Raw genomic sequence first — 12,687 nt, 5'->3', positions numbered from 1 at the left:
GGGCGCAGCTCGGGGCTGCTCAACTGGGCCGCCGCGCCGCACTGCACCTGCTCGGAGCGGGGCAGCGCAGTCGCAGTTCGGGAATAAGAGCACTACTCTTCACGCCTTACCACTGGGCCGGAAGACGGCGCTGAACGACGGCTGAAAAACGCGCCGCCCTGGCTTGTTGCCCGAAAATGCCCCGTGCGTCCAGAGCGTCGTGGAGAGAAATGACCAAGAAAATGCGAGCCTGGGCCGCTGCCCTGTTCGTCGCTCTGTTCGTCGCGGCGGTCCTGGGTCGAATCCCCGGTGCGAGCTCCCTCGAATCCTATTTTTCGCCGGTGCGGACCGAACGTGCCGGTGTGTCGGACCCGGATCTGGCGAACAGTGGGCCCACCGCCTCGGCGGCTGACCTGTTCAACGGGACGGCGACCCTGGCCCAGCCGGCCCGGTCCCCGTTTCCCGGGACCATCGGTGGGCACGCCGAGAGCACCTCGATCATCTGGAACGGCCAGTACCTCATGTACTACCGGACCTTCATCAGCCCGACCGGGGCCACCTGCTCCATCCCGCAGGGCGTGGCGCTGGCGACCTCGAGCGACAGCGGAGCCACCTGGACGCCGGTGAACGGGGGACGTCCGTTGCCCGCCCTGCAGACGGTCCAGCAGGGCCAGAGTTGCGCCTTCGACGACAGCGTCGACAGCACGTGGGTCTACTCTCCGGACGTCATCGCCGACGGGTCCCGCCTCGTGATGGTGTTCGAACAGCGTGACCACGACCCGAACTACGCCGGCCCGGGCCAGGGGCGGAGCCTGCACACCGTTCGTTATGTGACCAGCACCGACGGGCGCAACTGGTCGAACAGCACGCTTCTGCTCTCACCGGGCAAGGTCGGTGCCTGGGACGATGAAATCGGGACGCCCGACATCGAAAAGGACGGCAGCGGCTACCTCCTGACGTTCCACGGACATGACGCGACCGGGCGCCTGAACCAGACGCGCGGCCTGGTGCGGCTCGACGCGCTGAACGGTGAGTACACCGGCGTCCGCCAGAAGATCAACCTGTCGCCGACCCCGGACTGGGCGAACTACGGCATCGGTAAGACCAACATGACCCGCGGCTCCGACGGCTACTGGTACATCATCTTCGAGGCGTTCTCCGGGGCCAGCGGAGAGTGCGGTCGTACGGACACCAGGACGGTGGTCGGCATCGCGCGTAGCGCCGACGCCGTCACCTGGTCGCCGGCGCCGACGCCGTTGATCAACGGCCGCGACGGGCTCAGCTGCGGATACGACATGCCCTCCTGGCAGATCCTCGGCGACGTGCGAGGCATCGTCACGCCCAACGATCCGCCGGAGGGCGGCAGCCTGGTGCGCTGGGACATCGTCGGCACGGGCGCGCGTGGGTGAGCCGTAGGGCCCGCCCGGAGGCGCTGCCACCGCCTCCGGCCGAGCGCGCCCGGTCTACGCGGCGCTGCCGCCCGGGCCGCTCGTGGGGCCGGCGATCCGCAGCAGGTCGCCGAGCGCGTCGGCCAGGCGCAGCGGCCATCCGGCGACGAACTCGGCGGGGCCGTCCACTCGGAAGTCGGCGCGCAGCAGGTCCGGCGCATCGGCGTACCTGCGTACCCACGGGACGATCTCGGCCGGCTGCACCCGCCGGGCCACCCCCAACGCCTCGGCGGCGCGGGCGTTGCACTCCTCCTGTCCGGGAACCGCATCGACGATCAGGGTCGGCCGGCCGCTGAACGCCGCCTCGTTGAGGGTGAACCAGCCGGCCTTGCCGATGACCAGGTCGCAGGCCGCCAGCAGCACCTCGAAGTCGTCGGACGGCCCACGAACCAGCCACGGCCGTCGGGCGGCGATCTCCTGGAAGCGGGCCAGCAATGCCCGGTTGTCTCCCGCGTTGAGGATCAACTGCACGTCGAGGTCGCTGTCGGCCAACTGCCGGGCGGTGGCGAGCACCCCGTGCCCCAGCCCGGCGCCGCCCGCGGTGAGCAGCACGGTGAACCGCTGGGCGAGGCCGAGGGCGTGCCGGGACTCCGCCTGCTGCCGGCGCGGCTGCAGCGCGGGCAGGACCGGGGCGCCGACGACGGTGACGTCCGCGGCATGGCCGAGCGCGCGGACGGCGTGCTCCCGAGTTCCCGGATCGGTCAGCAGCAGCCGGTGGTACCGGCCGTGGAACCAGATCCGGTTGACCGGTCCGCTGTCCGTCACGAGCGACACCACCGGGATGTCCCGCGCGGCCAGCCGCCGCGCGCACAGGTAACCGACCACGGGATGGGTGGCGACCACGAGATCGGGTGCCATCCGGCGTAGCCAGCCCTGCGCCGACCTGCCCAGCGCGAGGTCCGACAACCCGCAGACGAGGCCCGGCCACCTGCTCGCGACGTGGTAGAGCGCCTGGTGCGGACGCCCGCGGAAGCGGTTGGTGGACCACCGGTAGGCGGTGCGCAGGGCCCGGTCGAGGGGTAGCGGCCGGAACAGGTGGACGGAAATGTCCTCGACCGCCACGTCGAGATCGGAGTTGCGCTGGCGGAGCAGACGGCCCACGGCCTCGGCCGCCCGCATGTGGCCGTCTCCGAACGGTGCGCCGACGACGAGTACCCGGCGTATCTCCCTGCTCGCCACCCTCGACTTCTCCCACCGCAGCGTGCCGCCCGCCGTCCCACCCATGGGCCACCGGCCCGCCTTCGGCCTGGTCGGCGTCCACGACCATGGGCGGACACCAGCCAACGCTCCGTATCCGTATCCCCGGATCGCCTGGCCGTATGCCTGTCTGCCGGCGCGACGGTGCGGCCGGGATCCCGAGCTCGGCGCCGCTGTTCGGCCGGCACCCGGTTCGCGCCCCTTGCCTGGCGGCGGGTGTAGTGGGGGCGCTGCTGGCAACAGAGGCGTCATGGGGGAGCCGGACGGGGTGCGACGACGCGGCACCGGCGGCCGGACGGACGGCCGGACAAGGGAATCCGGCGGGGGAGCGGGCGGGCCGGCGGCACCCGCCACGACGCGGCGGGTGCGGACGCGCCGCTGCCGGGCGCTGATGTCGCTGGCTGACTCCGAGCGGAGCACGCCGAGGGCCGCGATCCGCGCCGCCGTCGTGCTGCCGGGCCTGTTCGCGGTCGGCCAGTACCTGGTGGGCGACCAGTCCTTCGCCACGTTCACCGTCTTCGGCGGGTTCGCCCTGCTGATCATGAGTGACTTCGGTGGCACGCGCCCGGAACGGACGCGGTCCTACCTGCTAGCCACGGCGGCCGGGGCGGTCCTGGTGGCACTGGGCACGCTGGTGTCCCGTTCGGCGTTCGCCGTGCCGGCCGTGATGTTCCTGGTGGCGTTCGTCAGCACCTTCCTCGCCGCGGTGGTGGGCGGTCACGTCAGCACGGCACGGCTGGGCCTGCTCCTCTCGTTCGTCCTCGCCGTCACGCTGCCCCCCGCCGCGGGGCAGATCCCGATGCGGGTGGCCGGCTGGCTGGTCGCCGGCCTCGCCGCGACCTCCGCCAGCCTGCTGCTGCCCCGCGCCGGGCCGGTGGCGCTGGCCCGTGCCGCCGGCGCGGCCTGCCGCGCCACCGGGGACCTGATCGACGCCGTGGCGCGCAATCCGGACGATCCGGGTCTCAGCCGCTGGAGGGAGGCGGTGGCACAGGCGGTCGACGCGGCTCGCGACCGGTACGCCGGCACGGCGAGCCGGGCGATCGGCTCGCGGCGGCGGCTGCGCGCGTACGCCGAACTCATCGGCGATCTCCAGCTGATCGTGGGCGTCGCCGGTCATCCGCTGTACCGGCCGGAACACCTCGCCCGGCGGGGCACCGGCACCGAGGGGGAGCTGGTGGCGGCGGTGTCGGGTGTCCTGCGATCCAGCGCCGCCGCCCTCGAGGGCGCCGCGGAAGGGCCGGACGTCGGCGCGGTCGACCGACGGCAGCAGGCGCACCGGCGCGCGCTGGAGCAGTGGGTGCGGCGGACACTGGGCCGCCCGGCGCCCGAGGAACAGATCCTCGACGCCCTGAACGTCGACCATACGCTGCGCGTACTGGCGTACCTGTCGACAGCGGTGGCCGCCAACGCCTCGGTGGCGGCCGGCCGGGACACCGCTGTCCGAAACCGGGGGGCGACCCGGGACGTCCTGAGCGACCACCCGGCCCGCCACCGGCGCCTGCGCTGGCTGGCGTCCTCCGCGGCGCCGGGCTCGACCGCGCTGCGGGACAGCCTGCGGACCGGGTGCGGCCTGGCGCTGTCCGTGTGGCTCGCCGGGCGGCTGGGCCTGCCGCACGCGTTCTGGGTGGTGCTCGGCACGTTGCAGGTGCTGCGGACCAACGCCCTGGGAACCGCCCGCTCGGTGGCTCGGGCCGTCGCCGGCAACGTGGTGGGCGTCGCCGCCGGTTCGGCCCTGGTCATCGCGGCCGCCGGCCGACCGGTGTGGCTCTGGGCGGCGCTCCCGGCCGCGGTGCTCCTCTCCGCGTACACGTCCGGCTCCCAGCGGTTCCTGCTCAGCCAGGCCGCGTTCACGGTCGATTTGATGATCATCTTCAACCTGCTCGCACCGGTGGGCTGGCGCCTGGGCCTGATCCGGCTGGCGGACGTCGGCGTCGGCGTGTTCCTCAGCGTCGCGCTCAGCCTGCTGATGTGGCCGCACGGAACGCGCCGGCAGTTCATCCGGAGCGCCGCCGCGTACCACCGGGCCGCGGCTGGGCGTCTCCGGCACGCCTTCGACCGGATGCTGGCCGTCAGCGGCGCCGAGCGGCTGCCCGCTCCGGCGCCGCTGACGGGCGCACGCACCCGGGCGGAGCTGGCGCTCGGCGCCTACCTGGCCGAGCGGCCGGCCGGACCGCTCGACTCCTCGGCCGCCGTGGACGTGCTGGCCGGCGCCAACTACCTGGCCATGGCGGCCAACCTGATGGAGCGGGCGGCCACCGAGTTCGGCCACCGGGCCGACGGGTGCCGGGACGTGGCCGAGCCCGTCCGATCGGCGCAGCAGGCCCTGCTCGCCGGGCTGGCCCGGATGGCCGACCGGTTGACCGGCACGGGGCACCCGTCGTGCTGGCCCGCCCTGCCGGATCTGGACGGGCCGGTGCGTACCTGCCTGCACCGCTGGCGTGGCGACGAGACGGTTGCCGGGTCCGCCACGGCGCTGGTGGTCGCGGCCGGGTGGATCCGCAGCATCGACCAGGTGGGCGAGGACCTGGCCGGGCCCGTCGACCGGGCGGCCACGGTGGCGAGCCGGCCCTGGTGGCGCTGACCGGCACCGGGGGACGGCACGCTCGCCGTCCGACACGCCCGGTCGCGACATGTTCATCCATCCGTCACCGGCTCGTCGCTGGCTCGGTCTCCGGTGCGGGGACAGTGGCCGTCCGACGCCCGGCCTCCGGACACCGGCGTCGCCACATCGTTCCGTACGCACGCCGAAGGCAGGCCGCCGTGTCCGAGCCCATCACCGATCCCGTCACCGACCCCGTTGCCGGCCAACTGGCCGAGATCGTCGCCGACGTCCTTCCCGCCGACGTGCCCGAGGCCGTCATCGGCGAGGTCATCGCCGAACTGCTGCCCGCCGAGGGCCCGCAGGTGCTCGTCGACGATCGGGTGGAGGCCGTCGCCGCCATCACCGAGTTGGTGGAGGCCGCGACCCGGCAGGTGTTCGCCCCCGACCCGCTGGCCGATCCGGTTGTGGCCCTCACCACGCCCGGGCCGGCGCCGGCCGATCCGGTCGCGGCGGCCAGCGCCCGTGCCGGCGTCGACATCCGCCCGGTCGAGACGCACGTCGACGTCGCCGCCGCCGTCAGCGTCCTCGACGGGGTCTTCGCCCCGGGCGCGGGACACCACTTCTATCCGCCGAGTCTGCTGCGCAACCTCCTCGCCGCCGGCGCACCGGTGCTGCTGGCCTGGGAGGGCGAGGCGCCCGTCGGCGTGGTGCTCGCGTTGCCGGGGTGGACCGCCAACGGCCAACCGCTGGTGCAGTCCGGCCCGATGGCGGTGCTGCCCACCGCCCGCGGCCGCGGCGTGTCGGTCGCGCTGAAGCTCGCCCAGCGAGCCTGGGCGATCGACCGGGGGGTCACCGAGATCCGCTGGACGTTCGACGCGATGGCCGCGGTCAACGCCAACCTCAACCTGCGCCGGCTCGGCGCGACCGTGGAGGCGTTCCTGCCCGGCTACGAGGGGCTCCGCGACGTCGACAGCTGCACCCCACTGCCCTACGACCGGTTGCTCGTCGCCTGGCACCTCACCGGCAGGCCCGTCATGCCCGCCGACGGCGATGCCGCGCCGGTGTGGGCGGTCGCCGCCGCCCCGGACGGGCTGCCGGTGCTCGACCCGGCCTGGACCGTCGCTCCGGCCGCGCTGGTCGCGGTGCCGGCCGACATCTGCGCGCTGCGCCGCGACGACCCGGCCGCAGCAAGCGCCTGGCAGCACGCCGTCGGCGGTGTGCTGCAGGAGGCGCTTGCGGCCGGCTGGCATACCGGCTGGGATCCCCGCGGGGCCTACCGGCTCACCGCGCCCACCCGCTGAGCGCGAGGGCAGTTGGCCTTGGGAGACCGGCGGGAGCGGGGAGCGCACACCCCCGGCCGCGCCGCCCACCACCGCGGCCAAGGCGATGCGGCCCGCGGTGCTGCGGCCCGGCGTGGTTGAGTGGTGCGGTGCCGAGTCCGTCACATCTGCCGCCGAGCCTGCGATCCGGTCGGATGCCCAGGATGGGAGTCTGATGTTCGCTCCGCTGCGGCTCGCCGCGTTCCGGTACCTGGCGGTCGGCCGCCTGGTGAACATGCTGGGCAACGGCGTCGCGCCCATCGCGCTGGCCTTCGCCGTGCTCGATCTGACCGGCTCGGTGCGCGACCTGGGTCTGGTGGTGGGTGCACGGTCGCTGATGAACGTGCTGTTCGTGCTCTTCGGCGGGGTGGTGGCCGACCGCCTTCCCCGTCGGGTGGTGCTGGTCGGCTCCAATCTGCTCGGTGCGGTCACCCAGGCGGCGGTGGCCGCTCTGGTGCTCACCGGTACGGCGACGATCCCGCTGCTGCTGATGCTCGGCGCAGCCAACGGCGTCGTCAGCGCGCTGGCCCAGCCGGCCTCGGCCGCCGCGACGCCGCAGACCGTGCCGCCGGACCTGATCCAGCCGGCGAACGCGATCATCCGGCTCGGCATGAACGCGGGCATGATCGGGGGCGCCGCGCTCGGTGGCCTCCTGGTTGCCGCCGTCGGGCCCGGCTGGGGCCTCGCCGTCGACGCGCTCGCCTTCACCGTCGCGGCCGCCGCCTTCACCGGAGTCCGGGTCGCCGCCCCGCGGGCACGGAGCAGCGGTACGAGCATCGCCGCCGACCTCCGTGAGGGATGGACCGAGTTCACCGCGCGGACCTGGGTCTGGGCCGTGGTGCTCGGCTTCATGATCCTCAATGCGGCCCTCGCCGGTGGCGTGAACGTGCTGGGCCCGGCCGTCGCCGACGCGACGATCGGCCGCAGCGCGTGGGGCGTGGTGCTGGCCGCGGAGACCGCCGGAATGGTCGTCGGCGGGCTGATCGCCCTGCGGATCCGGGTACGCCGGCTGTTGCTGCTCGGGGTGGCCTGCATGTTCGCCGAGTCGTTCCTGCTGTTGGGGCTGGCCCTGGCGCCGACCGTCGCCGTGCTGCTGGCCGCGGGGGTGGCCGTCGGCATCGCCGTCGAACAGTTCGCGGTGGCCTGGGACACGTCGATCGCCCAGCACATCCCGGCCGATCGGCTGGCCCGCGTCTACGCGTACGACATGTTGGGATCCTTCGTCGCCATTCCGCTCGGCCAGGTGGCGGTCGGACCGGTCGCCGCGGTGCTCGGCCCCCGCGACACGCTGCTGATCCTCGCGGCGCTGGTGGTGTTCTCCGTGCTCGGCATGTTGACCAGCCGGGACGTTCGCCGGCTGCAGGCGGTGGCCCCCACCCGAGCCGCCGACGCTCCACCGGCCGAGCCTGTTCCCGATGGATCGGGGGACGGCCCCGCCACGGCACCCGCCGAACCGGCCGTCCCCACCTGATCAGGGTCGCAGGTCGGTCCTCGCCTGCCCGGTGGCCGGGTCGTACGGGAAGGACAGGTGTTGGTGGATCATCAGCCACGCGCCGTCGCGCCGTTCGAAGACCCGGGTGCCACGCGACCAGCTGTCGACGGTCCGGCCGTCGGGCGGCGTGACCCGGACCAGGTTGAGGCCCCAGGCGACGGCCAGATCGCCGTTGACCATGATCGTCAGTTCGGGGACGTGCCAGGTGACGCTGCCGTCGCCGGCAGCGTCGAGGCCGGCCTTGCAGACCTCGCGTACCGCCTGGACGCCCACGTACTGCAGGGGCTGGTCGTGCTCGTAGGAGATGACATCGTCGGCGATGCCGGCCATCAGTCCGTCGAGGTCCTTCGCGGCGGTGCCGTCGAACCACCGCTGGTGCAGCCGGCGCAGGTCCCGCTCTGCGGCGTCGTCGCTCCGGTCGGCATCGGCGTCGGCGACGGTTGAGTCGGTGAGCGGGAAGGAGTGGTGCTCGTGGGTGACGAACCACCGCCCGTCCTGCTTGCGCAGGCCCAGCGTCAGCCGGAGCCGGGTGTCGGGATCGCGGGCGAACTCGTCCGGGGTGCCGCAGCGCAGCAGCGCGTACGCGAAGGCGACGTCGCGGCCGGCGGTGATGTCCAGCGACTCGATCTCGAACGAGGCGCCCTGGGCCTGCCACCGGAAGAACGGCGGCCAGGTTTCCCGGTAGGCGTCGAGGCCGCGGACGCCCTGCTGCGGCGGCGGCACGTCGAACATCACGATGTCCTCGGCGTGGTCGGCCAGGACGCCGTCGAGGTCGCCACGGTGGACCGCGTCGGCCCAGCGCTCGATCAGGGTGCGGATCAGTTCCTCGTCGGTAGGCATGCTCGGTAAGGCCCTTCGGTTGGGGTGTCCGTCAGGACTACAACCCGCGCCGGGCCGGAAACTCATCGCGCCCGGTCATGGCTCTTCGGCGAGTTGGGCGGGCAGGCCGAAGTCGGGGAAGTGGGCGTCCAGGAACGAGACCACCTCGGCGACCCGGTCGCCGCGCAGCGTGAGCAGGTCCAGACCGGCCGGGACGTACGCGAGCCGCTCGCCGTCCCACCGGTACGTGCCGAACGCGAGCTGCCCGTTGGCCCGCACCGGCAGGAAGCGCCAGCGATGCTGGAGCACCGCCTCGACCAGGAATTCGCGGACGGCGTCCCGGCCCGCGTACCAGGCCGTCAGCGGTGGCATCGAGTACCGGGCGTCCTCGGTCAGCATCGCCACGATGACGTCGACGTCACCGACCTCCCACGCGGCCAGGTACCGCTTGGCCACCTCCCGCTGCGCCGCGTCGCCCAGCGCGTCGAGGGTCCGCAGTTGGCTGTTCTCCGGCCGCAGGTCGGCGACGACCGTGCGGGCTCGCTGCAGAGCGCTGTTGACCGCGGCGACCGTGGTGTCCATGAGTTCGGCGACCTCGCCGGCGGCGTATCCGAGCACGTCGCGCAGCAGCAGAACGGCTCGCTGTCGAGGCGACAGGTGCTGCAGGGCGGCGACGAAGGCCAATTCCACGCTCTCCCGCGCGACCACGCGGTCCTCCGGGCTCAGCCGTGCGGTCCAGCCCATCAGCTGATCCGGGTACGGTTCCAGCCACGCCCGCTCGGCCAGCGGCGCGCCTTCCGAACTCAGATCCGTGGGCAACTCCCGCCGCCCCCGGCGCTCGATGAGCGTCAGTGACCGGTTCGTTGCGATCTTGTACAGCCACGGCCGGATCGACCCGTGGTCCTCGAACCGTTCCAGGCTGCGCCACGCCCGATCCAGCGCCTCCTGGACGGCGTCCTCCGCGTCATGGACCGACCCGAGCATCCGGTAGCAGTGCGCCCGCAACTCGTCGCGCAACGGCCTGACGAGACGGCCGAAGGCATCACCGTCACCGGCACGCGCCGCGGTGAGCAACTCCGTCGCCGACGGCTCACCGCCCGGCTCAGCCCGCACTCGCGATCTCCGTCCTGACTCGGCCGGTGCCACCCACGCCGATCCTGATGTCCGCCCATTGGTACGCCCGGTGCCGGCCGGGCGCAAGCGCCGCCCGGCTCAACGGTGCTGTCGGACACGGTCCCAGACGCTCGGCGGCTCCAGCCCCACGCCGCTGCGTAGCGGGCTGGCAGCCGGGGTGCCTGCGCCGGCGACCGCCGTGACCCGGCCGTGTTCGGTCTCGGCCGGCAGCCGTGCCGGTACGGCCGGGATGTCGACGTCCAGCCGTACCCGCATGCCGGGCCAGCCCACCACGGTCAGGTCCTGCGCGGCGTGCAGTGTCGTGCCGGTGCCGAGCGGTCCCCGCACGGTGGCGACCTGATCACCGGCCCGGACGATGGAGTGTGTCCCGATCGCGGTGGCGGCGGTGCGGACCAGCGGTCGGGTCGCCCGGAACACCCGGTCCAGTTGCACGGGGGTGTTGGCGCCGGGCTGCCCCAGGACGGCGCCCACGATGGTGAACTGCCGGCCCGCCACCTTGACGACGGCGGCGAAGACCAGACAGCCACCGGCCTCGTCGGTGGATCCGGTCTTGATCCCCACGACGCCGTCCTTGCCGACCAGGGAGTTGTAGTTGTGCACCGTACCGGCCACCGGCAGGGTGGCCTTCTTCTGCGCCACGATCTCCGCGAACGCCGGCAGTTCCATCGCCTTGCGAGCCAGGGTCACCTGGTCGACGGCCGTGCTGACGGTGCCGGGATCGTACCCGGACGGATCGGTGTAGTGGGTGTTCCGCATACCGAGAGCGGCGGCGGTCTCGTTCATCTTGGCGACGAATGCCTCGATGCTGCCGGCGTCCCAGGCGGCGAGGATCCGCGCCATGTTGTTCGCCGAGGGGAGCAGCAGCGCCTGCAGCGCCTGTCGTTCGGTGAAGACGGCGCCCGCGACGACCGGCACGAGGGACTCGCCACGCGCCTGCTCCGCCGGGTACGCGGCGGCCCGCTCCGCGCTGACGGTGAGCTTCGGGCCCTGCTCACCCCGGTCGAGAGGATGCTCGGTCAGGATGACGTATGCGGTCATCACCTTGGTCACGCTCGCGATCGGTACCGGCTTGCGTCCGCCCGACGTGCCGAGCGAGCCGACCCCCTCGACCGACAGGGCGGCCTGCCCGGTCCTCGGCCACGGTACCGCCGGTGCCGTACCGGGGATGACCGCCGACGCGGGCAGGGTCCGGGTGACCGTCGGCGCGGGCAGCGGGTGGCGCAGCGGTGCGACCGCGACCAGCGCGGCGGCGGCTAGGAGCAGGACCACCAGGCCACCGATCAGCAACCAGAGATGGCGGGCCCGACCCCGGCTCGGGGGTCGCGGCGGGACCGGATTGATCACCTGGGTCGTCGCAGAGTCGAGCATTTCGGCTATTTCTCCCCCGGGTGGCAGGCCGGTCTGTTCTCCGGCGCCGCCGGCGCGCTGATGTCGGTGTCGCTGCGCTCGGCGCATCGCCACGATCGCAGGCCGATGCCGGCACGGTAGTCACGGTCCTGCCGGTGCGGCAAGCGGCCGCATCCGTCCCACAGCTGTCGCCTGACGGCTCGTCGCGTTCCCATCGTCGATTACACGCGCGATCCCCCGTCGGTGGTTGCCGCGCTCTTTCCGCCGGGGAATGCGCGGGCCGGGAACCCTGGCGGCCGAGCCGCGCTGCCGGCGCCGTCGGGTGCGGGTTCGCGGCCTGCGGATCGATCGCACGGCTTACGCATTCGAATCGCACGGCTTCTTCACACCCCACCGGTTAGCTCCCGATCATGGATCACGCCGATGGAGATCGCCGGGTGTTCGACTACGACGGCCGGACGGGGTACGAGCCGATCAGCGACATCGACCGCAAGGAGTTTCACGAGCAGGGTTTCCTGCTGCTGCGTCGCGTGCTGACCGAGGAACACCGGACGGCGCTGGAGGGGGCGGTGGACCGGGTCCACGCGCGCGCGACCGCCGCCGGCAGCACCGGCGCGGACGGTTCGCTGCACCTGCTGGGGTTCCTGGAGCGCGACCATCTCTTCGGCGAGCTGCTCACCCACCCCGTCGCGTTTCCCTACGTGTGGGGGCTGCTCGGCTGGAACATCTACACCCATCACAACCATTTGGACGTGACCCCGCCGGCGCGGGAGCCGGAGCGCCCGTACTGGGGGTGGCACCAGGACGGCTACCGGCAGAACTCCGATCCGGAGCCGCTGGACCGGGCGCTGCCTCGGCCGATGTTCTCGCTCAAGGTGGCCTATGTGCTGTCCGACCTCAGCGAGACCGGTCGCGGCGCCACGAAGATCATCCCTGGTAGTCACCTGCGGAACAGTCTGCCCCGGCCCGACGACGTGTCGGTGCACCATCCGGACCCCGAGGGCACCGTCGAGATCACCGCCGAGCCCGGCGACGCCTTCGTCTTCGACCGCCGGCTCTGGCACTCCCGATCGACCAACCGTTCTGCCGTCACCCGCAAGATGCTCTTCGTCGGCTACACGTACCGCTGGATCCGGCCGCTCGACGACCTGCGTCTCGACCGGGAGGGGCCGTGGTGGGCGGCCCGCTCGCCGGTGCAACGCCAGTTGCTGGGCGACGGCCGGCACACGGCCAACTACTGGGGCATCAACTGGGACGGTCACGTGGACGACGACATCCCCCTGCGCCGCGAACTCAAGCAACGCGGTCTGCTCGACCGCGAGATTCCCTGGCTTCGCTGACGCCGTCAGCAGGATTACCCTCTGCCGACGAGGACCGCGTACCGGGCCTCGCTGAGTACGGACAGCGGCG

The 12,687-nt window shown here is 72.9% G+C and carries 9 protein-coding genes; 5 read left to right on the top strand and 4 right to left on the bottom strand.

Features of this window, described 5'->3' with window-relative positions; genetic code table 11:
* Positions 1–557 precede the first annotated feature (557 nt).
* On the top strand, positions 558–1,388 hold the full coding sequence (locus ABZ570_RS25305) for a hypothetical protein (protein WP_358068449.1): 831 nt from the start codon (positions 558–560) through the stop codon (positions 1,386–1,388).
* A 54-nt stretch (positions 1,389–1,442) separates the two neighbouring features.
* Here ABZ570_RS25305 and ABZ570_RS25300 read toward each other — a convergent pair whose 3' ends face one another.
* A complete protein-coding gene (locus tag ABZ570_RS25300) occupies positions 1,443–2,606 on the bottom strand; it encodes a hypothetical protein (RefSeq protein WP_358068446.1) in 1,164 nt (387 codons plus the stop codon).
* Positions 2,607–2,988: 382 nt separating this feature from the next.
* On the opposite strand from ABZ570_RS25300, the gene ABZ570_RS25295 reads away from it, so the two are divergent.
* The 3 genes from ABZ570_RS25295 (at position 2,989) to ABZ570_RS25285 (ending at position 7,956) form a co-directional block, all read left to right on the top strand.
* Positions 2,989–5,205 carry an FUSC family protein gene (locus ABZ570_RS25295; protein ID WP_358068443.1) on the top strand — a complete coding sequence of 739 codons (2,217 nt, stop codon included), beginning with the start codon at positions 2,989–2,991 and terminating at the stop codon, positions 5,203–5,205.
* Between the two features lie 179 nt (positions 5,206–5,384).
* A complete protein-coding gene (locus ABZ570_RS25290; protein WP_358068440.1) occupies positions 5,385–6,467 on the top strand; it encodes a GNAT family N-acetyltransferase in 1,083 nt (360 codons plus the stop codon).
* 193 nt (positions 6,468–6,660) lie between these two features.
* Positions 6,661–7,956 carry an MFS transporter gene (locus ABZ570_RS25285; protein WP_358068437.1) on the top strand — a complete coding sequence of 432 codons (1,296 nt, stop codon included), beginning with the start codon at positions 6,661–6,663 and terminating at the stop codon, positions 7,954–7,956.
* On the opposite strand, the gene ABZ570_RS25280 is transcribed toward ABZ570_RS25285, so the two are convergent.
* The 3 genes from ABZ570_RS25280 to ABZ570_RS25270 form a co-directional block, all read right to left on the bottom strand.
* The gene (locus ABZ570_RS25280; RefSeq protein WP_358068434.1) at positions 7,957–8,817 is read right to left on the bottom strand and encodes an SgcJ/EcaC family oxidoreductase; all 861 of its coding nucleotides are present in this window, start codon (positions 8,815–8,817) and stop codon (positions 7,957–7,959) included. It lies immediately after the preceding gene.
* 75 nt (positions 8,818–8,892) lie between these two features.
* Entirely contained in the window at positions 8,893–9,909 is a 1,017-nt protein-coding gene (locus tag ABZ570_RS25275; RefSeq protein WP_358068432.1) for a sigma-70 family RNA polymerase sigma factor, read from the bottom strand.
* 99 nt (positions 9,910–10,008) lie between these two features.
* Positions 10,009–11,298, bottom strand: coding sequence for a D-alanyl-D-alanine carboxypeptidase (locus ABZ570_RS25270; protein ID WP_358068429.1), 1,290 nt, complete (start codon positions 11,296–11,298; stop codon positions 10,009–10,011).
* 416 nt (positions 11,299–11,714) lie between these two features.
* On the opposite strand from ABZ570_RS25270, the gene ABZ570_RS25265 reads away from it, so the two are divergent.
* The gene (locus ABZ570_RS25265) at positions 11,715–12,617 is read left to right on the top strand and encodes a phytanoyl-CoA dioxygenase family protein (RefSeq protein ID WP_358068426.1); all 903 of its coding nucleotides are present in this window, start codon (positions 11,715–11,717) and stop codon (positions 12,615–12,617) included.
* The last annotated feature ends 70 nt before the right edge of the window (positions 12,618–12,687 follow it).

This window comes from Micromonospora sp. NPDC007271 (assembly GCF_040634005.1).
Taxonomy (GTDB): domain Bacteria; phylum Actinomycetota; class Actinomycetes; order Mycobacteriales; family Micromonosporaceae; genus Micromonospora.
Note: the sequence above shows the minus strand (reverse complement) of the source record. Positions and strands in the feature narration are given on the sequence as shown.

Excerpts from the sequence above, each read along its gene's own strand:
- ABZ570_RS25280 (WP_358068434.1), bottom strand. The coding sequence starts at position 8,817 with ATGCCTACCGACGAGGAACTGATCCGCACCCTGATCGAGCGCTGGGCC.
- ABZ570_RS25285 (WP_358068437.1), top strand. The coding sequence starts at position 6,661 with ATGTTCGCTCCGCTGCGGCTCGCCGCGTTCCGGTACCTGGCGGTCGGC.
- ABZ570_RS25270 (WP_358068429.1), bottom strand. The coding sequence starts at position 11,298 with ATGCTCGACTCTGCGACGACCCAGGTGATCAATCCGGTCCCGCCGCGA.